General features: G+C 70.1%; 18 protein-coding genes and 3 pseudogenes. 10 read left to right on the forward strand and 11 right to left on the reverse strand.

What is annotated here, in order from left to right:
• From ABZ371_RS11825 to ABZ371_RS11840, 4 genes and pseudogenes are all read left to right on the forward strand, one after another.
• The coding region (locus tag ABZ371_RS11825) for an IS5 family transposase (protein WP_358677031.1) at window positions 1-600 on the forward strand (600 nt) is incomplete at its 5' end.
• A 37-nt stretch (window positions 601-637) separates the two neighbouring features.
• Window positions 638-877 carry a hypothetical protein gene (locus ABZ371_RS11830; protein WP_358677034.1) on the forward strand — a complete coding sequence of 80 codons (240 nt, stop codon included), beginning with the start codon at window positions 638-640 and terminating at the stop codon, window positions 875-877.
• Window positions 878-914: 37 nt separating this feature from the next.
• Window positions 915-1,088, forward strand: coding sequence for a hypothetical protein (locus tag ABZ371_RS11835; protein ID WP_358677037.1), 174 nt, complete (start codon window positions 915-917; stop codon window positions 1,086-1,088).
• A gap of 73 nt (window positions 1,089-1,161) precedes the next feature.
• Window positions 1,162-1,426: pseudogene (locus ABZ371_RS11840) on the forward strand (hypothetical protein); the annotation flags it as partial.
• Window positions 1,427-2,472: 1,046 nt separating this feature from the next.
• On the opposite strand, the gene ABZ371_RS11845 reads toward ABZ371_RS11840, so the two are convergent.
• Window positions 2,473-2,706, reverse strand: coding sequence for a hypothetical protein (locus tag ABZ371_RS11845; protein WP_358677039.1), 234 nt, complete (start codon window positions 2,704-2,706; stop codon window positions 2,473-2,475).
• Window positions 2,707-2,942: 236 nt separating this feature from the next.
• Here ABZ371_RS11845 and ABZ371_RS11850 point away from each other — a divergent pair, with 236 nt between their 5' ends.
• Window positions 2,943-4,652: a RecQ family ATP-dependent DNA helicase gene (locus tag ABZ371_RS11850; RefSeq protein ID WP_358677042.1), complete on the forward strand. Its 1,710-nt coding sequence runs from the start codon at window positions 2,943-2,945 to the stop codon at window positions 4,650-4,652.
• 376 nt (window positions 4,653-5,028) lie between these two features.
• Here the strand turns inward: ABZ371_RS11850 and ABZ371_RS11855 are convergent, their stop codons facing one another.
• From ABZ371_RS11855 to ABZ371_RS11875, 5 genes are all read right to left on the reverse strand, one after another.
• Window positions 5,029-6,756 carry a CBM35 domain-containing protein gene (locus ABZ371_RS11855; protein ID WP_358677045.1) on the reverse strand — a complete coding sequence of 576 codons (1,728 nt, stop codon included), beginning with the start codon at window positions 6,754-6,756 and terminating at the stop codon, window positions 5,029-5,031.
• 89 nt (window positions 6,757-6,845) lie between these two features.
• On the reverse strand, window positions 6,846-7,607 hold the full coding sequence (locus ABZ371_RS11860; protein WP_358677073.1) for a carbohydrate ABC transporter permease: 762 nt from the start codon (window positions 7,605-7,607) through the stop codon (window positions 6,846-6,848).
• A gap of 116 nt (window positions 7,608-7,723) precedes the next feature.
• Window positions 7,724-8,695, reverse strand: coding sequence for a sugar ABC transporter permease (locus ABZ371_RS11865; RefSeq protein WP_358677048.1), 972 nt, complete (start codon window positions 8,693-8,695; stop codon window positions 7,724-7,726).
• Window positions 8,696-8,760: 65 nt separating this feature from the next.
• Window positions 8,761-10,005, reverse strand: a complete 1,245-nt coding sequence (locus ABZ371_RS11870) for an extracellular solute-binding protein (RefSeq protein WP_358677051.1) — start codon at window positions 10,003-10,005, stop codon at window positions 8,761-8,763.
• A gap of 209 nt (window positions 10,006-10,214) precedes the next feature.
• Window positions 10,215-12,164 (reverse strand): beta-L-arabinofuranosidase domain-containing protein, encoded by a 1,950-nt coding sequence (locus ABZ371_RS11875; protein ID WP_358677054.1) that lies wholly within the window; start codon window positions 12,162-12,164, stop codon window positions 10,215-10,217.
• Between the two features lie 314 nt (window positions 12,165-12,478).
• Here ABZ371_RS11875 and ABZ371_RS11880 point away from each other — a divergent pair, with 314 nt between their 5' ends.
• The gene (locus ABZ371_RS11880; RefSeq protein ID WP_358677056.1) at window positions 12,479-13,495 is read left to right on the forward strand and encodes a LacI family DNA-binding transcriptional regulator; all 1,017 of its coding nucleotides are present in this window, start codon (window positions 12,479-12,481) and stop codon (window positions 13,493-13,495) included.
• A 345-nt stretch (window positions 13,496-13,840) separates the two neighbouring features.
• Here the strand turns inward: ABZ371_RS11880 and ABZ371_RS11885 are convergent, their stop codons facing one another.
• The 5 genes and pseudogenes from ABZ371_RS11885 to ABZ371_RS11905 form a co-directional block, all read right to left on the reverse strand.
• The gene (locus ABZ371_RS11885) at window positions 13,841-15,205 is read right to left on the reverse strand and encodes a hypothetical protein (protein ID WP_358677058.1); all 1,365 of its coding nucleotides are present in this window, start codon (window positions 15,203-15,205) and stop codon (window positions 13,841-13,843) included.
• 46 nt (window positions 15,206-15,251) lie between these two features.
• Window positions 15,252-15,461 (reverse strand): annotated as a pseudogene (locus ABZ371_RS11890) (helix-turn-helix transcriptional regulator); the annotation flags it as partial.
• A 263-nt stretch (window positions 15,462-15,724) separates the two neighbouring features.
• Window positions 15,725-16,297, reverse strand: a complete 573-nt coding sequence (locus ABZ371_RS11895) for a transposase (RefSeq protein WP_358677061.1) — start codon at window positions 16,295-16,297, stop codon at window positions 15,725-15,727.
• A gap of 188 nt (window positions 16,298-16,485) precedes the next feature.
• Entirely contained in the window at window positions 16,486-17,661 is a 1,176-nt protein-coding gene (locus ABZ371_RS11900; RefSeq protein WP_358677064.1) for a serine hydrolase domain-containing protein, read from the reverse strand.
• Window positions 17,662-17,958: 297 nt separating this feature from the next.
• A complete protein-coding gene (locus ABZ371_RS11905; RefSeq protein WP_358677067.1) occupies window positions 17,959-18,624 on the reverse strand; it encodes a TetR/AcrR family transcriptional regulator in 666 nt (221 codons plus the stop codon).
• A 108-nt stretch (window positions 18,625-18,732) separates the two neighbouring features.
• Here ABZ371_RS11905 and ABZ371_RS11910 point away from each other — a divergent pair, with 108 nt between their 5' ends.
• From ABZ371_RS11910 to ABZ371_RS11925, 4 genes and pseudogenes are all read left to right on the forward strand, one after another.
• A complete protein-coding gene (locus ABZ371_RS11910) occupies window positions 18,733-19,680 on the forward strand; it encodes an SDR family NAD(P)-dependent oxidoreductase (protein WP_358677070.1) in 948 nt (315 codons plus the stop codon).
• Between the two features lie 844 nt (window positions 19,681-20,524).
• A pseudogene (locus ABZ371_RS11915) lies at window positions 20,525-20,773 on the forward strand (hypothetical protein); the annotation flags it as partial.
• Window positions 20,774-20,811: 38 nt separating this feature from the next.
• Complete coding sequence (locus ABZ371_RS11920) at window positions 20,812-21,645, forward strand: alpha/beta hydrolase (RefSeq protein WP_358677075.1); 834 nt, start codon at window positions 20,812-20,814, stop codon at window positions 21,643-21,645.
• A gap of 22 nt (window positions 21,646-21,667) precedes the next feature.
• Window positions 21,668-21,873, forward strand: a 206-nt coding sequence (locus tag ABZ371_RS11925; RefSeq protein ID WP_358677078.1) for a TetR family transcriptional regulator, incomplete at its 3' end; no start/stop codon positions are given.

Below are 21,873 nucleotides of genomic sequence, written 5' to 3' on the forward strand. Positions count from 1 at the left end.
ACCACTTTTTCGACCATGATCGACAAGGGGCTCAAGTCATACCGGGCCCGGAGGCCGGGAGCCCCATTTCGGAGCCACGAACACGGTAACGGGGCAAGTCCCGCAGAAACGGCACACGCTCACGCCCTCGGACGATCCCGTGGCGGACTGACGACCAAGATTCACCTCGCCTGCGACGGCCGTGGCCGTCCGCTCGGCTTTGTCGTCACAGGCGGCAACATCAACGACTGCACGCAGTTCGAGCAGGTCCTCGCGCAGATCAGGGTTCGCCGCCCAGGCCCAGGCCGACCGCGCAACCGGCCCGATCATCTCCTGGGCGACAAGGGATACAGCACTCGGGGTATACGCAACTACCTGCGGAAACGCGGTATCCCGAACACCATCCCGGAACGGTCGGACCAGCAGGCGAACCGCCGCCGTCGTGGCAGCAACGGCGGCAGGCCGCCCGCTTTCGACAAGGAGCGCTACAAACAGCGCAACGTCGTCGAGCGCTGCTTCAACGCGTTAAAGCAGTACCGGGCCATCGCCACCCGCTATGACAAGACCCGCGAATCCTACGAAGCGGCGCTCACCATCGCGTCACTCCTGATGTGGATTTGACCCTTTGAAGACAGGTCCTAGGCCTGACGCCCATCTCGTGTTCACGGCTCTCGCGCCCCTGCTCATCGCCTGTGGCGCGGGACTGGAGGGGCGGCACCAGGGCTCCCCTCCCCAAGAATGGATCTCCCGCCGCAACGGAGCGATCGGCTTTCTGGGAATGCAGTTCGCCCTCACCCTCGTGGTCGGCCTGCTGTACGCCCTGATGATCGGTCGAAGGCTCGGACGCCCCGTCGTCCAAGGCCCTCCCTTCATTGCCGCCGGGCATCACCCTGGTTGACGAAGGCACCAGCTGCGGTTCCGGGGGCTGTTATCGCGTGGCGACAGTCACCAGTGAGGACGGCCTGTCCCACCCGCAGATCATCCGTGAACTGGGCCTCCAGCACGAGAGCTGCCGCTCCAGCGGCTGGCTGCTCGACTGGCGTGACGTGTGCGTCGGAGCCAGAGACGCTGGCGAGAACGTCACCATCTACGCCAGCTGGGGGTACTGAAAGCCCCTTCGTGAAGCCGTTCATCGAGCGGTCCGTCGCCCGGGGTGTGCGTGGAATGATCGGCCACTGTTCGTCCCCCGACCTGCACGTCCTCAACGGCACCGGGCGCCCCGTCCACCAGGGCGACGTCATCGTCCTGGTCACCAACGGCCGAGTTCGCCCGGTCCCAGCGGTTGCACCTCGTCGACCGCCACACCCTGGCCGTCTGGGCCGCCGGATCCCGCCTGTTGTGGCGAGGCGGGCGCGTGGTGCTATGTCCGGGCGGGTTGGCAACCAGGGGTTGCCGGCGGGATCGGGTCGGGTGCGCAGGGGGCGGCGGTGGGTGGTCATCGGGCTGATTGTCCGCCGGTCCGGTGACCACCCACCGCTGGGAACAGCGGCCCGTGGAGTCGGAACCAGAAGGTTTTCTTCACCGTCCCGGCCGGGTCCCGGGGCGGTTCCGAGGCGCGCGCGTGTCGTGCAGGCGCGAGGCGGCGGGCCGTCGGCGTGAGTTTCCCGGGGCGGGCGCTCCGTCACCGGCATCAGAGGCGCCGGCCGTCCACCCCGGGCCCGCATAACCTCCCATGCCGACCACATCACCCCCAACCGGCCGTCCGCCAGCCGCGCCCACAGAAGGCGGGACATCGGAATCGGAGGGGCGCTGCGCCAGTTCGGGAGGCTGCGTCGGGCTTGCGGGCCCGGAGAGCGACCTGAAGCGGCACCAGGGTCCTCCGTGATGGAGCTCGGCTTCCAGGAGACGTGCAGCCGGTTGCTGGGGTGGTTCGGTGGTGGAGGTCCCGGGGCGGGCGTTCTGCCGGGGTGTGAGCTGACACCGGCGGAATCGCATCGAGGGGCGCCCCGGGACCCGATTCCGCTGGTACCCGCCCGCGTAAGGTCTAGACCTTACGCGGGCAAATATCCGCAAGCGATGAACCCGCCGGCGTGGCAGGCTGTCCGGGTCGGGCGTCCGTCACCAGCCCGTACGCCAGCCGTTCGCCCGGGTCCGCGCAGCTTCCCACGCCTATCGCTTTCACCGTGTATCGGTCCGACACTTCTGGCGATGGTCCGGCCGATGCCTGAGGCCGCCAGGGGCTATCGGGCCGGTCGTGGTGAGTACGACCCCGGGAGCCTGACGGCTCGGGCGCGGCGGTCTGACGGCCCGCGCCGGACCCGCCGACGGCTCCGAGCCTGCAGACCTGGATCATTCACTCGTCCCGTGCAGCGAGTGGAAAAGGCGCGGTGCGCTCCTTGTAGGACACAGCCGGGCGCGAGGCGCTGGGCAAGATGCGTACGCTGCTGAAGCGTGAGCCGCGGCTGGCGTAAAGCCTGGTTATACGGGCACCGGCCCGCCCCGTTCCGATGAAGGCAAGCCGTCCAAGCATCGCTACCGGCCGTCGGAGCGCGATCAGTGCTGCTGGTCGCCGGACGGCAGTTTCCGGGTCGCGCTGCTGCGGATCCGGGAGCGTCCGGTTGCTGCCCGGACCCGCAACCGAACCTCGACGGCTCCGTGCCAGGACACCTGATCCGAGCCCACCACCACCCGCCCGGACAGGTATGCCGTGCCACCGTCCGTGCCCGCACTGTGCCGCGCGCCCGCCGCATCGTCCCGTATCTGGAGGCCGTCGCGCAGGCGCTGCATCGGGAGGGCCGGAGGACCACGGCCGAGGGCAGTACACCTGGAGCCGGCGGTCTCCGCGCGAGCCGAGGACACCAGCCCCGAGGGCTCGTAGGGGGTGACTCCTGTTCGCCTGATGAAGGCCGGCCGACGGGATCGTCCGCATTCGTTGCCGTGAGGTGGCGAACGCGGGGTAGTCGGAGGTCACTCGGACGGCGCGTTCGCCGCCCGACCCGACCCCACAGCCCCCGAGGAGCACCATGTTCACCTTCAGCGCGTTGTCCCGGCGACTGCAGCGCAGTGCGCGCAAGGTGTTCGGATGGGAGCGGCTGCGCCCGGAGCAGTTGCGGGCGATGAAGTCGGTCATGGAACAGCGCGACACTCTCGTGGTGATGCCGACCGGCGCAGGGAAGTCCGCCGTCTACCAGGTGCCCGGGGTGCTTCTGTCCGGGCCCACCGTCGTCGTCTCCCCTCTGATCGCCCTGCAACGGGACCAGGTGAGCGGCCTGTTGAGACGGGCCGGTGCGGACGCCGCGGCTGTGAACTCCACCCAGAGCCGCGGCGAGAACGACGCGGTGTGGGACCGGATCAGCGAAGGAGACGTCGACTTCGTCTTCCTCGCCCCGGAGCAGCTGGCCAAGGACGAGGTGGTCGAGCAGCTCGCGGCGGCACGGCCCGCGCTGTTCGTCGTGGACGAGGCACAGTGCGTGTCGACCTGGGGGCACGACTTCCGGCCCGAGTACCTGCGGCTGGGCCAGGTGATCGACCGGATCGGCCGCCCGCCGGTGCTCGCCCTCACGGCGAGCGCCGCCGCCCCGGTGCGGGCGGACATCGTCCAGCGGCTCGGCATGCGCGACGTGCGGGAGGTGGTCACCGGCTTCGACCGGCCCAACATCCACCTGGAGGTCATCCCCTTCCGGAGCGCCGCCGACAAGCGCCGGGCGGTGGTCGAACGCGCCGCCGCCGAACCCAAGCCCGGGCTGGTCTACGCGGCGACCCGCAAGGAGTCCGAGGAGTACGCCCGCGAGCTGGGCGACCTGGGGCTGGGCGTGGCGGCGTACCACGCCGGCCTGCCCGCCAAGGAACGCGGCGCGGTGCACGACCGTTTTCTCGCGGGGGAGCTGGACGTGGTGGTGGCCACCTCCGCCTTCGGGATGGGCATCGACAAGCCGGACGTCCGGTTCGTGCTGCACGCCTCGGTGCCCGGCTCCCTGGACGCCTACTACCAGGAGATAGGCCGCGCCGGACGGGACGGGAAGCCGGCCCGGGCGATCCTCGCCTACCGGTCGCAGGACCTCGGCATGCAGCGGTTCTTCGCCGCCGGACGCCCCGACCCGGACACCGTCTCCCAGGTAGCCGGCACACTGGAGGAACACGCCGGCCCGGTCCGGCCGAGCGACCTGCGCAGCGAGACGGGTCTGACGGCCAGTCGGCTGACGGCCGTCGTCAATCTACTGGAACAGGTCGAAGCGGTACGCACCACCGAATCGGGAGACCTGGAGACCACCGGCGCCGCCGATGCGGCGGAGGCCGCCCGCAAGGCCGTCGAACTCGGTGACGCACACCAGCAGCTGGAGCGATCGCGGGTCGACATGATGCGGGGCTACGCGGAGAACACGGGCTGCCGGCGGCGGTTCCTGCTCGGCTACTTCGGGCAGGAACCGGAAGCCGGGGGGTCCTGCGGCTCCTGTGACCGCTGCGAGGCCGCCGCACTCTCCCAGGACGGCCCTAAGGCGGCCGCGGGGGTGCTGGCCGGCACCGGCGGACCGGTGGCCCCTCAGGAGGTGAGCCGCGCCGACGACGCCCCGCACCCCTTCCGGCTCGGCGCCCGGGTCCGGCACGGCCAGTGGGGGGACGGCTCGGTGATGAGCCAGGACGGCCGTCGGCTGACCGTGCTGTTCGAGACGGCCGGCTACCGCACGCTCTCCCTGGACGTGGTCGAACAGAACGGCTTGCTGACGTTGCACTGAAGGCCCGCGGCCGGCGCGGACCACGGGCCGGGCCGCGGGCACTCGCCCCGCGGCCCGGGATCACGGGTCCGCTCCGGCTGGGCCTTGGATCATGCCGGGCCCGGAGACGCGTTCGCCGAGGACGCCGATCTGGCGCGCCTCGCCGGCGGTTCCCCGGAGACATCGAGAACGCACGGATCGCCGCCCTCCTGGCCGAGCAAGAGCCCAGACCGACGTGCACACGCCCGTCGAGGAAGGCACGTCGCGCTGACCGCCCACCGGCACGGGTGTGGGCCGGAGGGCGGTCAGGGGGTGCAGTGTGCGGGCGGGGGGAGGAGGACGATCCGCGCACCGCGCACCCTCGCGTCACGTGCTGAGGGGCCCGGGGGGCAGCGCGTCAGTCGAGCTGGATGTAGTCCAGCTCGACGTATCCCGTGCCGCCGGGGAAGAACGGCGATCCCTTGGCGAGACGGATGACGTTGTACCCGGCCTTCAGGGTCACGGTCCGCGAGACGGTGGATCCGAACGTTCCCCAGCCGGCGGTGGCCGGGTAGTCGACGGTGGACCAAGCGCTGCCGTTGTAGGCGAGGCCCTGGGTGGCGACGGCCCCGGTGCCGTTGGCGTAGCCGATGCTCATCCGGTATTCGCGGGCGGTGGGCACGTTGACGACGAAGTCGACGTAGGAGTCCGTGCGGGGATCTCCGCTGTTGTCGATGCGGCCGACGTAGCCGCCGTTGGAGGCGCTGGAGGAGGACAGGTTCTGCGCGCGGAAGACGGCGGCGTTCTCGGCTTCGTAGCGGTGTTGGTAGTCGGCGGTGGCCCCGGCCGGTGTGATCGTCAGCTGGTAGGCGGCTCCGGCATCCATGTCGGGAACGCTGACGCTGACGGCGCCGTTGCTCACCGTGCGGGTGGTGGTGGAGAGGGTCGTCGGAGCGGAGACGGCCGTGCCACGTCCGGAGTTCGGCGTGGAGCGCAGCGTGACCTTGACCGAGCTGCCCAGTGCGGAGAGGCCCGAGACGTTGACGGTGTTGGTCCCGGCCTCGTTGCCGAAGACCACATCGACGGCCTTGCGGGTGGCGTCGTAGGAGGCGAATCCGCCGAGCCCGGTGAGGGACGAGGGGGTGGTGGTGACCATGTTGCCGGACATGTCGCCGTACCACTTGTAGAGCCAGTACGAGGCGGTGGGCCGGTAGGAGGAGGTCGTCAGCAGTCCGTTGAAGGTGCCGTACTCGTACCAGAACGCCCGGTCGGCGGACCATACCCTGGCGCGTTCGAGCTTGGAGATGTAGCTGCTGACGCGGCCGGGAACGTCAATCTCCTCGGGTGCCGCGTACTCGTTGACCGAGATCGGGCGGGGGGTGATGCCGAGGCTCGCCTCGATGGCCCGGTAGTCGGCGACGTGGGCCGCGATCAGCTCGGGCCGGGCGATGAGCTCGTGCCAGCAGATGACGTCCGGGACGGTGCCGGACGCCTTGGACGCGGTGAGGAAGGACCGCATCCGGGCCGAGTCGTAGGACGCGTCGCTGGGGCCGACGATCGGAGTGAGGGCGTCCTTGGCCCGTACCGCCTTGAAGGTGCGGGCCCAGCCGTCGTGGAAGGAACCGGCGGCGCTGCTCCAGGTCCAGTCCGGCTCGTTCCACAGTTCCCAGCCGCGGATGTTGCTCGCGCCGGTCGCGGCCAGCCGCTTGTCGATCATGGTGTTGACCTTGCCCAGCCAGTCGTTCCAACTCACCCACTTGTAGGGGAAGTCGGGATAGATGTCAGGCATCCGGACGATCTGGCCGGCGCCGGTGCGGCCGGCCTTGTCCGCCACCACCAGGGCGTCTCCCCCGGCGGGCTGGCCGTTGGGCTTCTGCTGGACGCCGGGGGCGGGCTGGGTGTGGGTGTGTGGGCGGAGCGCCCGGAGGAGGGAGTCGTCGGGCGGGGTGGCGGCGTCCTTGAGCGCGTACAGCCCGCCGGCGGCGGTCCGGGTGACGGGCTTGAAAGGGGCCGAGACGTCGACGGTGAGGGTGCCGCCGGCGGCATGGGCCGGCGTGGGCGTGACGGCCCCGGTGGCCAGGAGCGCAGTTGTGGCCAGCAGTGATACCGAGATGACCCGGCCTCTGCCGAGGATGTGTGCGCGCATGCGAAGTCGACCTCCGTGCGGGTGGGTGCGGTGGGGGTACGTGCGGGTGGTGCGACCGCCGTCCGCCGGAGCGGCGTGCGGCGGGTGGATCAGCTCTTGACGGCGCCGGCGGTCATGCCGGCGGCGACGTAACGCTGTGCCAGAACCAGGAGGAAGGCGACCGGGATCGAGGCGACGACGGCGGTCGCCATGATCGCGTTCCACTCCTGGTTGTTGTTCCCGATGTACCGGTAGATGCCGAGGGTGATGGGCTGGAACGAGCTGCCGCCGGCGAGGGTGCTGGCGAAGACGAAGTCGGACCAGGCCCACAGGAAGCTGAAGAGGGCGACGGTGACGGTGGCGTTACGGCTGACCGGCAGGACCACGGAGCGGAAGGTACGCCAAGGGCTCGCGCCGTCGATCTTCGACGCGTCGACGAGCTCGTCGGGGACGCCCCGCATGAACGCGGTGTAGATCATGACGCCGAACGGGACGGCGATGGTGGAGTCGGCGACGATCAGCCCCCACCAGGTGTTGAGGATGCCCAGGTTGAGGTAGATGCCGTAGAAGCCCATCGCCATGACGATGCCGGGAATCATCTGGGCGATGACCAGGACGAAGCCGAGGGTGCTGCCGCCGCGCGGCCGGAGTCTGGACAGGGCGAAGGCGGCGGGTGCGGCGATCGTCAGGGTCAGCGCCACCGTGCCGAGACCGATCAGCAGACTGGTGCCGAGGTGGGCCAGTTGGTCGTTCAGGACGGCCCGGTAGCCCTCGAAGGTCGGGTTCAGCGGCAGCAGGGAGGGGCGGGACGAGCGCATCTCCTGCTGCGGGGTGAGGGAGACGTTGACCATCCAGTACACCGGCAGCAGCATCAGGGCCGTGAGCACCAGGGCGATCGCGGTGTTGAGCCGGGACCGCGCGCGGGTGCGCCCGGGGGCGGGCTTCCGCCGGCCGGTGCCCGGACGGGCCGGGGCGTACTTCAGCGTGGTCATGCCTCCTGCCTCCGTTGCATGTGGATGTGCACCAGCCCGAAGGCCAGGGCGATGACGATCAGAAGATTGCCGACGGCGGCTCCGGGACCGAAGTGCGGGAGCATGGAGCCGAATCCGAGCTGGTAGGACCAGGTGGCGAAGGTGGTGGACGAGGAGCCCGGCCCGCCCTTGGTCATGATCCAGATCAGGTCGAAGACCTTGAGGGTGTAGACGGAGCCGAGCAGCAGGGTGATGGCGGTGACCGGCCGCAGGAGCGGGAAGGTGACCCGGCGGAAGGTCTGCCAGGGGCCGGCGCCGTCGAGCGCGGCGGCCTCGTAGAGCTCGGCGGGGATATTCTGCAGGCCGCTGTAGAGGATGACCAGGTTGAACGGGATGCCGATCCAGATGTTGGCGATGACGACCGCCGTCAGGGACCACTGCGGAGACGTCAGCCAGTTCACGTTGTCGGTGCCGACAGCGCGCAGCAGGTAGTTCACCACGCCGGATTCGCTGTTGAGCATCCACGACCAGGTGGACGCCGACACGATCAGCGGGAGCAGCCAGGGCACCAGGAACAGGGCGCGCAGCGTGGCCGACAGCCGGAAGCTGCGGTTGAAGAACACGGCCAGCGCGAGCCCCAGGACGTACTGCGCGATGATCGAGCAGAGGGTGAAGAGCAGGGTGTTGCGCAGGGCAGGTGCGAAGGTGACGTCCCGGAAGACCTCCAGGTAGTTCTGGAAGCCGACGAAGGGCGCGTTGTCCTGCACGAAGGACCGTACGGTGTAGTCCCTCAGGCTCAGTTCGAGGTTGCGGTACAGCGGATAGACGTAGAACAGCGCGAGGTAGAGCGCCAGGGGGGCCAGGAACGCCCAGGCGGCCGGCGGAGTGCGGCGGCGTCGCGGGGTGAGTGCGGCGGACGCGGTCCTCTCGCCGCCGGGTGTGCGGCGCGGGGCGGTGGGCGGACGGCGTTCCGTCCTGAGGGTTGACATCGGGTCTCCTTGCCGTGTGCCCCGCCGGCGGTGTGGCGCCGGCGGGGCGGCGGTGCGTGGCGCGGTCAGTTGCCCCTCTTGGACGCGGCGGTCTTCTGTGCGGCTTCGAGAGCGGTCTCGGGCGTCCGGGCCCCGGACAGGGCTGCCTGCACGGCGGTCCACATCTGTTCGGAGACGACCGGGTAGTCGGTGTCCATACCGCCACTGGTACGACCGCGCGCGGCCGCGACGGCGTCCACCCACGGTTTCAGGGCTGCGTTTCCCTTCACTTGCTCGGTCCGCACCGGGGCGACGGGGGCGACGTAGGAGAGCGTGGTGTCGGTGGCCAGCAGATTCTTGTCGTTGACCAAGCAGCTGACGATCTTGCCGCTGGTCGTGTGGCGGCCGGTGTCGCTCTGCACGGGTACGGTGACGAACTCGCCGCCCGTGGGGACGGGCGCGGCGCCGCCCTCGGCGCCGGGGATGCTGATGACGCCGTGCTCGAAACCGGCCTTCTCGGCGTTGGCGAGCTGCCAGGTGCCGTTCTCACCGAAGGCGTAGTCGCCGGTGGCGAACTCCTGCCAGCTGGTGGTCTGGGTGTTGTTGATGACGGAGTTGGGCGCGTAGCCCCTGTCCAGCCAGTCCTTCCACAGGGTCAGGGCCGACACGGCGGCGGGCGAGTCGATCTTCATCAGGTCGGCTCCCGCGCCCCAGAACCAGGGCAGGAACTGGAAGGACCCCTCTTCCGTCTTCGTGGCGGAGAAGGTGATGCCCTTGCTCCCTGCTGCCTTGACCTTGGCCAGGGCCGCTGTCAGGGACGCCCAGTCGGTGATGGACGCCGGGTCGACCTTCGCCTTCTTCAGGACGTCGGCGTTGTAGTAGAGGGCGAGGGTGTTGGCCCCGATGGGCACGCCGTAGGGCGCCCCGTCGACGGTGCCGGCGTCGAGGACGTTCTTCTGGATGCCGGTGGTGCTCAGTCCGACGTCCGTGGCCTTGGCCAGGATCCCGGCCTCGGCGAGGGTCGAGACGGCCGGGTTGTCGACCAGCATCACGTCGGGCAGGTTGTCCTGCTGGCCCGCCAGCATGGCCTTGTTGGCCAGGTCCGTCGTGTCCATCGCCGTCCGCCTGACTTTCACGCCCGCCTGCGTGCCGCACGTGGAGACCCGCCTGCCCCACGGCGAGGAGGCGTCGAACTGCGGGTAGGGGTCCCAGAAGGTGTACGTCCCGGAGGCGCCGGAGGAGGCCCCGCCCGAGCAGGCCGCCAGCGGCACGAGGAGGGTGGCGGCCAGGGCGGCGCCGACGGCCGACCGAATCCTGCGCGGTGAGTTCATGATGTCCTTCGTCTTCTTACGGTACGGAAGTCGGGATCTGGTCCGGGGGCCGAGGTGAGGGGCGGGGGCCCGGTGAGGCGAAGACGGTCCGGGGCCGCGTCGGTGTGCGGCGCGCGTCGTTCCGGTGCGACGACGGCAGCTGCGACCGCGGTGTGCGACACGGTGGCCCGTCTCGGCGGAGGGATGACTGCCGTCGCCCGCTGCCGGTGTCAGCGCAGGGGGATCCAGACGCGCATGGCGCCGTCCTCCCGGTTGGCCCAGGCGTAGTACGGGACGGCGGTCAGGTTCAGCTCGGGGGCGGCGGGGTCGGGGGTGCCGTGCGAGCTGTAGGGCCACCAGCTCCGGGCGGCCGGGGGACCGCGGGGCCCGGCGCCTTCGACGGTGACCACGCCGCCCAGCAGATCGGGCCGCACGGTGCTGCGCAGCGGCCGGGTGGCGTCGAGGGTGACGTCGTCGAGACCGCCTCCGGGGTGGTCGGTCTGTTCGAGGCAGTAGACGAGCGGGCCGCGTTCGATGGCAACGCTGCCGCGCACCGCGTCGACCCGCGGGTCGGCCCGGGTCAGTCGCGCCTCCACGTCCAGTTCGAGCACGATCCGCTGCCCGGGCGACCAGGACCGGCGCAGGCGCGCCCAGCCGCCCTCGATGTCGGGTGCGACGGGTTCGCCGTCCACGGTGACGGAACAGGTCCGGCTCCAGTGCGGCAGCCGCACGGAGAGGGTCCACGGGGTGCCGGAGGTGCAGGTCAGGGTCAGCTCGATCCGGCCGTCGACGGGATAGCCGGTCACGAGGTCCACACCGATGTCCTCGCCGCCGACCTGCGCGGACAGGCTGCCGGTGACGTACTGGTGGATCTGCAGCCCCGAACCGTCGGTGCTCGCGCAGTAGGCGGGTAGCGAGGCCAGCAGCCGCATCACGTTGGGCGGGCAGCAGGCACAGCGGAACCACCGGGTGCGGCGGGAGGTCTGGTCGGTGCCCTCGTCGGTGTAGCCGTCGCGTACCTGGAGCGGGTTGACGTACAGCCAGCGCTCGCCGTCCAGGGACACCCCGGCGAGGAACCCGTTGTACAGGGTGCGCTCGACGAGGTCGGAGTAGCGGGCCCGGCCTGTCATGAGAGCCATGCGCCAGCTCCACTGGACGGAGGCGACGGCGGCGCACGTCTCGCAGTACGTACGGTCAGTGGGCAGTTCGTAGGGGTCGCCGAAATCCTCCCACTCGTGGCGCGCGCCGAGCCCGCCGGTCAGGTGGGTCTTGGTCGCGGTCATGGCGTCCCAGAGGCGGACGACCGCCTCCCGCAGTTCCGGCTCGCCGGTCTCGGTGGCCACGTCGGTGGCGCCGGCGAGCAGGTAGAGCTGGCGGACGGCGTGGCCCTCGACGTTGCGGGCCTCGCGCACGGGGACGCGGTCCTGGCAGTAGGCCGGACCCGGCGCACTGGCGTGCCGCTCGCCGACGTTGAGCAGTCCGTGTCCGTGCCGGTCGACGAAGTACCCGGCCAGATCGAGGTAGCGGCGCTCGCCGGTCTCCCGGTAGAGCTCGACCAGCGCGGTCTCGATCTCGGCGTGGCCGCAGATGCCGTCGAGAGGCCGGCCGGGGCCGAACGTGTCGTCGATGTGGTCGGCGAACCGGACGGCGATGTCGAGCAGACCCCGCGCACCCGTGGTGCGGTGGAGGGCCACCGCGGCCTGGATGAGGTGACCGGCGCAGTAGAGCTCGTGGCCCCAGCGCAGGTCCTCGAACCGTTCCTTGGGCCTGATCACCTGGAACCAGGAGTTGAGGTAACCGCTGTCCTCCTGGGCAGCCGCCAGCAGCGCCGTCAGCTCCTCGATCCGGTCCGGCAGTCCTTCGGCGTCCGCCTCCGCGGGGTCCCCCAGCTGCCAGGCCGCCGCCTCCAGCCACTTGGTGACGTCCGAGTCGAGGAACGGCAGGTCCCCCCGGTACTCACCGGTCGTCGTCCCGGCGGCCAGAGCGAGGTTGTGGAGGTTTCCCGCCGACTCCAGCAGCGCCGGGCCCTGGGGAATAGAGGCCCGCGCGTTGACGCGCCGCCGCTCGGCCCAGAACCCCCCGGTGATGCGGGTCATCGCCTCGGGACGCAACAGGGCCGACGCCTGCGGTGTCGGGCGGACCGGCCCGCGGTCATGGTTCCGGGAAAGGGACGAAGGCATACGGAACTCCTCATGGACCGGTTCGGACCGGTCGCGCGGCACGAATTCGAGGCAGGACAGTACGGGACGGAAAGAGCAGGTCACACGCCGGTCAGGGAAGGAATTCCCGGTGCCTGTACGACCGGCCGAACGAGATCGGACCCGGCGAACGCGGACCCCATCTTGGGAAACCCTTTTCCTGACGCAGAACGTAGGGGTCGCTCTGGGGCGCGTCAAGGTCTCGGACGGGAATACTCCATGGTCCGGCTCTCGTGACGGAGCATGAGTACGGATGGCAAGATGAGGAGCCAGCGCACTTGAGAAAAGGGTTTCCTATGACAGCTGCCGACCACCGGACCGCGACGCGCCCGACCCTCACGGACGTCGCGGCACTGGCGGGCGTGGCCCCGGGAACCGCGTCGAAAGCGCTCAACGGCCGCGGCAGGCTGCGGCCCGAGACCCGCCAGCGCGTCCTGGACGCCGCACGCCGGCTCAACTTCCAGCCGAACCAGCTCGCCCGGAGCCTGCTGAGCGGCCGGACCTGGACGGTCGGTCTCATCACCACCGACGGCATCGGGAGGTTCGCCACACCCGTGCTCCTGGGAGCCGAGGACGCCCTCGGCACCGGAGAGATCTCCGTCCTGCTGTGCGACACCCGCGGTGACGCGATCCGCGAACAGCACTACCTGCGCACGCTCAGCGCCCGTCGCATCGACGGCATCATCGTCACCGGCCGGCGGACCGACCCACGGCCCCCACTGGCCGGCTCGACGGGGGTGCCCGCCGTCTACGCCTTCGCTCCCTCCACCGATCCGGACGGCATCAGCGTGGTCTCCGACGACCGGCATGGCACCCAGCTGGCCATCGCGCACCTCACGGACCTGGGCCGCAGGCGCATCGCGCATGTGACCGGTCCCGCCCATCACGCGGCGGCCACCGACCGCGCCGCCCACACCGTCGACTGGTTGAAGACGGCCGGGATGCCGCTGGCCACCGGCCGCGTCCACCACGGCGAGTGGAGCGAGGCATGGGGCCGGCAGGCGGCCCGCGGGATCGTGGCGAACGCGCCCGACACGGACGCGATCTTCTGCGGCAACGACCAGATCGCCCGCGGCGTCACCGACAGCCTGCGCGAGAGCGGTCTACGGGTGCCCGACGACATCGCGGTGGTCGGCTACGACAACTGGGACACCATGGCCCTCGCCGCACGGCCCCCGCTGACCAGCGTGGACATGAATCTCACCGAGATCGGCCGCATGGCGGCGCTCAAACTCCTGGAGGCGATCGACGGCCGGCCCGATCCCGGCATCCATCGCACCCCGTGCCGGCTCGTCGTCCGGGACTCCACCTGAACGATTCCGGCATCGGATGCCCGACTGACCCGACACCGAGAACAAGCACAGGGCCCCGCGCTGCGAGGCCCTGTTCCCGTATGGCTACGGCGAACGGACATGTAGCGCTGTGTGCCTGTCCTGGTCGTCGTTTCCCCTCGTCCGGGGCCTCGTCGGGCTGAACGAGTGGTCTCGGGCGTGCGCTCGGCGGTTTGGTCCGCCCGTGCCCGCCCGTTCCGCCCTCTGGGCGGGCCAGTCGCCCAAGGGTGGTGCGGGCGGGGGCCACCGGGGCGATGCGGGGGTCGGCTGCCCGGCTCGTACAGGGCCGGGGCAGGGGTCGGGCCGGGCAGCCGGAGGGGGCGTGCGTCAGCTCGTCGAGGGGTTGACGGTGAGGGTGGCCGTGTTGTTCGTCAGGTCGGGGTCGAAGGTGCGGACGGCGGGTTCGTAGGCGTCGTTGTAGAGGGCGGCGCGGGCGGTGGCGTTCGGGATGACCTCGTCGATGTGGAGGGTGAAGGGGAAGGCGCGGGTGGCGGGCTTGCCGGCTTCGGTGAGGTAGATGGGGGTGTTGCAGCGGTAGCGGGTCTCGGACTGGGACCAGCAGGCGTCGGGGGCGGAGGCGACCGAGGTGCCGGCGGGGATGTCGATGTCGACGGTCGCGGCGGGTTCGCCCGCGCCGAGGGAGGCGACCCAGGCGGGGCCCGCGTTGTGGACGGTGACGGTGGCGGGGACGGTGTCGCCGGCCGCGCCGGAGACGGTGGAGGCGGTCAGCCGGTAGTCGGCTTGGTTGACGGTCTTCACCGTGAAGCTGCGGTACGGCTGGAGCTCGTCGGAGGGGGCGGCGGCCGGGGTGAGGTTCAGCTCCGGGCCGGTGCCCGGGGTGAAGACGCGGCCGGTGCGGGCCTCGGCGAGCGCCTGCTCGGAGTAGGGCTGCGCCGAATAGTCGACGCGGTCGAAGAGGGCCATGTCCTTGGTGCGGAACTTCAGCGGGAGGGAGTGGTACGAGCCCGGAGTCGTCCGCTCGTCCAGGACGCAGAGGAACGTACGTCCGGTGACGGCGTTCGTGGACTCGCAGTTGGAGGGGACGGACATGCCGAGGCGGATGCCGCGGGAGGTGAAGACGGTGAGCAGGGTGCGGTCGGCGGTGCGGTTGCCCTGGTTGCCGAGGACGACGGGGGAGTCGAAGGGCTGGTCGGGTGCCATACCGGTGCGGTACTCGGCCTGGGTGAGGCCGAGCGCGCGGCCGTCGTTGACGGCGACGTGGGTCTCGCCCGGGTAGGCGTTCATGCCGCCGGCCTGGGCGGTGTAGCGGACGTAGCCGTCGTTGCCGTCGGTGGCGCCCGGCTTGGTGGTCAGGCCGATCCGCGCGGCGGGGGCGTTGGCGCCGCCGGGGAGTTCGGGGGTGGTGCAGACCGCGGTGGTCTCGTTCTCCGGGCGGCAGTTCGCGGGCCAGGTGACCTCGGCGAACGCGGCGACTCCGGAGGCGTCGACGGTGAGCGTGCCGGCCGGGACGGTGGTGGCCGTGTTGTCGTGGCTGATCTGCACGGTCAGCGACTGCGACGGTGCGGGGGAGCCGTCCTCGGACGGGCCCGCGAGGGTGATCTCGTACGGGTCGGACCAGAGCCACAGGGCATCGGAGGCGGCCGCGGCGGGGGCAGCGGCCGGGCCGGTGACGGCGGCGAGCGCGCCGAGTGCGGCGGCGGAGGCGATGAGCGTCTTCTTCACGGGGATCATGACAGCGGAGATCGGCGGATGGTTGTACGGGGAAGGAGGGCCGGTTTCAGTCCGCCGGGTCGGCCGTGCGGTCGTCGATGATGCCCGAGGTGGCGATGAGGTAGCCGAGTTGCGCGCGGCTGCCGCTGCCGAGGGCGGCGGAGAGTTCGGCGATGTGGCCGCGGCAGGTGCGGACCTCCATGCCGAGACGGCGGGCGATCGCTTCGTCGACGTGGCCCTCGACGTGGAGGTGGGCGGTGGCCGGCTGGGTGCCGGTGCTCCGTCGGGCGGGCCTCGTAGGGGGATTCCTCGGACCAGGGGGATGGGCTGGCGAGAGCGCCCAGGCGATGGCCGACACGACTCGCGCGACCGAACGCCGAAAGCAGCACCTCACCGCCGCCTGGGCCACCCCGTTGATCACTTCACGCAATGACCCTGGGTGGTAACCGCGCACCTCCGACGCCGGACTTCCACTCATGATCACCACTCGAAGTCGTGCTCACCGATCACATAAACGTGCGATCTCCCTGACCGCAGTGCTCACGGAAATTCGGTGCCTACACCGCTCGCAGGATCCGCATTGAGATGGACACCGTCCATGCAGGACGGGCAGCGATCGGGCTCTTTTCCCCGTTCCGTGGACAATGACTGCGGTCGGTAACTACGGTCGTTTCCAGGGTTGTGCGGAGCCCGGAGAGACCCGGCAAGAAGAGCCCTCCGGACACGATGGTCGAGGCGGCTGTCGAGTGACAGCCGTCCCGAGGGTGGGCCACCCGCGGGCGTGCGGAAGAAGAGAAGCGGGCTCTCGCTCCATGCGACGGAGGTCTCCCCGGCGAAATACTTGGCAGCCTTCCACAGGATCTCCCGTTCCTCTTTCTGCTCGCAAACCTTCTTCCGCAGGGCCGCGTTCTCCGCTTCCAGCGGGGCCGGCGGCTGAGACGGTTCCTGCGTCCGGCGTCCCCGAGGGCGACTGACGCCGGCTGCCCTCACCCAGTTCCGCAGAGTCTCCGTGCTGATCCCCGGATCGGCGGCGACCGACCTGATCGTCGCTTCGGGCCGTGACTCGTACAGCGCGACCGCGTCCGCCTTGCACTCCGGTGGGTAGTTCTTCATGACCACGAGTGGTCTGTTCTCAGGTCCTCAGGATCCAGTGTCGCGTGTGTCCAACATCCGGGGTCAAGGCCCGCCAGGCTTGAGAGGGTCACAGGCCGGCACGTAGTGCTCAACCGTTTTTTCTGCTGGGTTCTGGACCCTGCCCTCAGCTTGTCGTTCAGCCTCGACTCATCTCACGCCGAGGAAGCTCAGGAGCCACAGAACTCCGCGTCGACGACTCGCTGTTCGTGGACGTTCCAGTCGCCGTTGAAGTTGAGCGACAGCACGTGCTCACCGTCGGCCGTGGCCATGGACTGCGAAATGGAGCCCTGGATACCGCCGTTGTGGCCCCATATCTCGGTGCCGCACGACAGCGTCATCTTCATCAGACCCAGGCCGTAGGAGAAGTTCGGCAGGTCCTTGGGTGAGACGGTCGTCATCATCTCCTTCAGCTGAGGCGCTTTCAGGAGTCGGCCGGAGAACAGCGTTCGGTGGAACCGGTTGAGGTCGTGATTGTTGGAGATCATCTCTCCGGCGGCGCCCGCGAAGGAGGGGTTGAGTTCGGTGACGTCGTAGGTCGCGCTGTTCGGCTCCCCCCGCCCGGCCAGTTCCCCGGTCAGCTTGGAGTAGGCGCGTCCGCTGGGGCCCGCGACGCGGGCGCGGGTGCCCGGCACCGTGGTGGAGTCCAGGTGCAGGGGGCGCAGGATCCGCTGCTCGATCTCATGGGCGTACGAGTGTCCGGTGGCCTTCTGGATCACCATGGAGGCGATGACGTAATTGGTGTCGCTGTAGCTCCACTTGTCGCCGTCGCCGGTGGGGGCGAAGACGGGCTCGTGCTTCATGGCCAGTTGGACGATCTGGCGGGGCATCCAGGTGTCGTACCGGTGCGTGAGGAAGTCGGTGCCGAACGCCCTGCGCTTGAAGTCCCCGTCGTCGGTGTAGCTGTAGATCCCGCTGGTGTGATTGAGGAGCTGCCGTATCTTGATCTTGCTGCCGTCGTGCCCGTTGCCCCGCACCAGGCCCGGCAGCCAGTGGTCCACCGTGTCGTCCAGGCTCAGCCTCCCCTCCTCCTCCAGCTGGAGCACCACCGTCGCCACGAACGTCTTGGTGATCGAGCCGATCCGGAAGCGGTCGTCGGCCCGCGGCTTGCGGCCGGTCGTCAGATCCGCGGTTCCCGCACGTCCCGCCCAGGTGTCCTTCCCCAGCTCGGCGAGCACGATCCCCCCGGGCACCCCGTCCTGGACCACCGACTCCAGGGCCGCCCGGGTGGCCGCGTGCCCGTCCCGCGCCGCCGAGGCGTCCGCGGTACCGGCAGCCGAGGCCGGCAGGGCGAGACCGGCGCTCATCATGACCGTGGCGACCATCCCGACGGCAGCGGCCCGCAACCTGCGCTCCCCTCCCGGGCGGACACTTCTTGCGGACGTACGTGAACCGTTGGCAGCGTGCGGGAGCTCGTACACGAAAGACTCCTGTCTCCAATTGGTGACGACCTGATGCGAGCCCAGTATTTTCGATCAAGGTCCGGGCCCGGGATACCGCCAACCACCCTCTTGAAGTGGGGCTACCCCCCGGTCCGCCGGTCGGTGTGGCGGCTCATGTCGTTCGTTGCCGGGGCGCACCGAGATACAGCTCGGCCCCAGTGCACCGAGCGCGCACTGCTCCAGGTTCGGGGGTGTTTCAGGTCAGCTGCGGGGGAGCGTGCCCAGGAGGGTTGCCGTCAGGGCCAGCTTCAAGGAGTCCTTCAGCTCGAGGTGGAAGCGTGCGAGGTCGGGCTCGGCCTCGTAGGCCGCTTGCAGGCTGGGTGGGGGGGTGCTGTACGCCGACAGCGCGCCGGCCATGACCATGGTCTGCAGGCTGAACAGCGTCGCGTTCTCGCCCAGCTCCGGCAGGTACTTCAGGAGCAGTGAGGTCATGGTTGTCAGGCGGTCCAGAGAGGCGCGCTTGTACCGTGCGACCACCTCGACGGAGACGTTGTGTTCCAGGACGCTGCCCTGCGCACCGAAGAGGTCGCACAGTACCGCTCGGCCGGAGAGTGAGCGGCTGAGGATCTCGGCCACCGCTGCCGCTCGCTCGGCCATGGGTAGGTTTTCGTCGACGTCGGCGGTCAACTCTCCTGCCAGTTCCGTCAGCCACTCCTGCAGGAAGCGGTCCAGCAGTTCCAGCAGCACCGCCTCGCGGGACTCGAAGTAGCGCAGCACGTTCGGCTTCGCCAGGCCCACCCGGCGGCTGAGCTCGTTCAGGGTGACCGAGGCCACAGGCATCTCATCGAGCATCGCCGACGTCATGTCGAGGATCGCCCGTCGTCGGATCTCCCGCTGCTCTTCGGTGCGCGCCCGCTGGAAAGTCACGATCACAAGCCTAACTTAAGTACCCTCGGTACGTTGACAATGTACCTCAGGTACTTTAAATTCATGGGGGCAAGATACCTTCGGTACTTAATCGGGTGGGAGTCTGACATGGGCGAGAAGTGGACGACGGCGTACATTCCGGACCAGCGCGGGCGGGTGGCCGTGGTGACCGGGGCCAATACCGGACTGGGCTACGAGACCGCCAAGGCGTTGGCCGAGCGCGGGGCCTCCGTGGTGCTCGCCGTGCGCAATGTCGAGAAGGGCGAGCAAGCCGCGGCGCGCATGACCGGTGACGTGACCGTCCAGGCGCTGGACCTGACCTCGCTCGACTCCGTCCGTACGGCGGCGGCGTCGCTGCGGTCCCGGCTCGACCGGATCGACCTGCTGATCAACAACGCGGGCGTGATGTACACCCCGAAGCAGACCACCCGGGACGGCTTCGAGATGCAGTTCGGCACCAACCACCTCGGTCACTTCGCGCTCACCGGGCTGCTGCTGGAACTGATGCTGCCGGTGTCCGGCTCGCGCGTGGTGACGGTCAGCAGCACCGGCCACCGCATCCGGGCCGCGATCCACTTCGACGACTTGCAAGGGGAGCGGTCGTACGGCCGGGTCGCCGCCTATGGTCAGTCAAAGCTGGCCAACCTCATGTTCACGTACGAGTTGCAGCGTCGGCTTGCCACGCACGGCACCACCGTCGCGGTGGCCGCACACCCCGGCATGTCCAGCACCGAGCTCGCCCGCAACAGCCCTGCGGCCCTCCGCCTTCCGCTCACCTGGCTCGCGCCGCTGATCACCCAGACGCCGGCGATGGGCGCACTGCCGACCCTGCGCGCCGCCACCGACCCCGCCGCGCTCGGCGGCCAGTACTACGGCCCCGGCGGACGCAACGAGATCATGGGGCACCCCCGGCTGGTCACCTCCAGCCCGCAGTCGTACGACGCAGCCGTCCAGCAGCGGCTGTGGGCCGTCTCCGAAGACCTCACCGGGGTGAAGTTCCCCATCGCCGAGTTCGCTCAGAAGCCGCTTTCCTCCGGATCGGCCGCAACCCAGTAGCAGGCCCACGCCTGCACGTTTCGCGCAACCGAGGGCAAGGCCGGCGACCCCCGCTGACCCGGCTTCGCCCGCCGCTACGGCTTCCCCGCCCGGTGCAGTGTGAAGTCGAGCCCTCCCGCCCGCCGAACTTCGGCGCCTGGTCCTCGATGCCGTCGACCCTTACGTCGACCGCGCCGTCCTGGCCCGGCAAGTCGCCCTCGAGGACGAACAGCGTCGCGCTCTGGCGGCGTTCCCGAGCGGGTGGGGCGGCCCGGTGTGACGATCGGCGCGGCCGGGTTGAGGCGCTGTCGGGCCGGGTGGCTGCACCTATGGTTGTTTCCCGGCCCGCCGGTGATGACGTCGCCGTGGGCCAAGGCGTCGATCGTCTCGCGCAGTGCGGTGAGGTCGGCCTGTCCCAGGCCGGTGCGGATGCTCGGGCGGCGGGCGCCCGGGGCGTCTCCGGCAGATGACGGCCGGCGGGCTGGACCTGGAGGTCCCGGCCGTCCGGGGTGACGGTGGTGCCGTGGATCTGGCGGCTGACTGCCGGTACCAGGGATGGAGCTGGAAGGCGGTGCACACCATGGCGCCGCGTTCGGCGTGGCCAGGCCAGGCGGCTCGCCGAAGTCGGGATGGTCTGCGTCGTCGAAGCACTGGATCAGCACCTGCTCGGTCCCGAACCGGCCCGGGCGGCGCCCGACGGTGCAGAAGACCGGTTCGCCGTACCGGTGCAGCAGACGGGTCTGTCCGAGCGGGACGTCGGCAGCCACCGCCTCCCGCAGTTCCTCGTACGGCCGGCCCTGCCCGCGGCCTGGCGCCGCGCAGCGAGTTCGCGCGAGATGCAGACCGTCAGGGTCGCGGCGGCCACACCGCGCAGCGCACGGTGTGGCCGCTGGAGGCGTTCTACGTCCACGACGACGACGTGGCCGTGGTGGAGACGCTGACCGCCGGGACCGGGGTGACGCAGCCGCGCGAACCGGCCGACTACGCGAGGGCGTTCGCCAGCCTGGCGGAGATGGCCGTGTACCGGCTCGTCAGACCGCTGCGGCGCGGGCCTACCTGCGGTCAGGTGCGCGGATTGACTTCCCGGCTAACGATGATAGCTTTTAGCTTATGAAGTTAGCCAACGGGCTGGCGGACCCCATGGAGGTAGTCGTGACCGAGTTCCTGAACGTCGATGGTGGCACCATCGCGTACGAGGTGAGCGGCGTAACCGGGCCGCTGGTGGTAGTCGCCCACGGCATGGGCGACAGCCGCGAGGCCTACCGGTTCTTCACCCCCGCCCTGGTGGAAGCCGGCTACCGAGTCGTCGCGGTGGACCTGCGCGGCCACGGCGAGTCCAGCGTCGGGTGGGCGTCCTACACCCGCACCGACCTCGCGGGAGACCTGATCACCCTGGTGAAGCACCTCGGGGGACCGGCGGTGCTCGTCGGCCACTCCATCGCCGGCGGCGCGGTCACGATCGCCGCGGCCGAGGCCCCGGAGCTCGTCACCGCACTGGTCGAGCTCGCGCCCTTCACCCGTAAGCAGCAATTCCGCCTCGGTGACCTGGGGGTGGCCGGATACCGCCGCGGCGCGACCCGTCTCATGGGCGCCACCATCCTCGGCAGCACCCGGCAGTGGGCCAAGTACCTCGACGTCGCCTACCCCGGCGTCAAGCCCGCGGACTGGGACAGGCGCATGGCGCAGATCACCACGATGCTGGAGGAGCCCGGCCGGATGAAGGTCCTGCAGGCGATGGGCAAGACCCGCCCTGTCGACGCCGGTGAGCAACTGGCCAACGTCACCTGCCCGGTGCTCGTCGTGCAGGGCACCCTCGACCCCGACTGGGCCTCGCCGCAGGCGGAGGGTGAGGCGATCGTCGCCGATCTGCCGACCGGCCTGGGCCGGCTGGAGATGATCGAGGGGGCCGGTCACTACCCGCACGTCCAGTTTCCTCAGCAGACCCTCACCGCGGTCCTGACCTTCCTGGCCGGCGTCAATGCCTAGGGCGGGCCTGGACGCGGCCACGATCACCGCCGCCGCCGCCGAACTCGCCGACGAGATCGGCTTCTCGGAGCTGACCATGGGTCGGCTGGCCGAGCGGGTCGGGGTGCGCGCCCCGTCGCTCTACAAGCACATCGCCAGCCAGGACGACCTCCACCGGCGCATCGCGGCGCTCGCCTTCGACGAGGCCGCCGAGGCGATCGGCGCGGCCATCCAGGGCCGCGCCGGCCG

Source organism: Streptomyces sp. NPDC005899 (assembly GCF_040629645.1).
GTDB lineage: Bacteria > Actinomycetota > Actinomycetes > Streptomycetales > Streptomycetaceae > Streptomyces.

Bases quoted from the DNA above. Each gene is read 5' to 3' on its own strand.
- ABZ371_RS11875 (WP_358677054.1), bottom strand. From the start codon at position 12,164: ATGCCTTCGTCCCTTTCCCGGAACCATGACCGCGGGCCGGTCCGCCCG.
- ABZ371_RS11855 (WP_358677045.1), bottom strand. From the start codon at position 6,756: ATGCGCGCACACATCCTCGGCAGAGGCCGGGTCATCTCGGTATCACTG.
- ABZ371_RS11865 (WP_358677048.1), bottom strand. From the start codon at position 8,695: ATGTCAACCCTCAGGACGGAACGCCGTCCGCCCACCGCCCCGCGCCGC.
- ABZ371_RS11895 (WP_358677061.1), bottom strand. From the start codon at position 16,297: ATGAAGAACTACCCACCGGAGTGCAAGGCGGACGCGGTCGCGCTGTAC.
- ABZ371_RS11845 (WP_358677039.1), bottom strand. From the start codon at position 2,706: ATGCAGCGCCTGCGCGACGGCCTCCAGATACGGGACGATGCGGCGGGC.
- ABZ371_RS11860 (WP_358677073.1), bottom strand. From the start codon at position 7,607: ATGCTGCTGCCGGTGTACTGGATGGTCAACGTCTCCCTCACCCCGCAG.
- ABZ371_RS11870 (WP_358677051.1), bottom strand. From the start codon at position 10,005: ATGAACTCACCGCGCAGGATTCGGTCGGCCGTCGGCGCCGCCCTGGCC.
- ABZ371_RS11910 (WP_358677070.1), top strand. From the start codon at position 18,733: ATGGGCGAGAAGTGGACGACGGCGTACATTCCGGACCAGCGCGGGCGG.
- ABZ371_RS11880 (WP_358677056.1), top strand. From the start codon at position 12,479: ATGACAGCTGCCGACCACCGGACCGCGACGCGCCCGACCCTCACGGAC.
- ABZ371_RS11885 (WP_358677058.1), bottom strand. From the start codon at position 15,205: ATGATCCCCGTGAAGAAGACGCTCATCGCCTCCGCCGCCGCACTCGGC.
- ABZ371_RS11850 (WP_358677042.1), top strand. From the start codon at position 2,943: ATGTTCACCTTCAGCGCGTTGTCCCGGCGACTGCAGCGCAGTGCGCGC.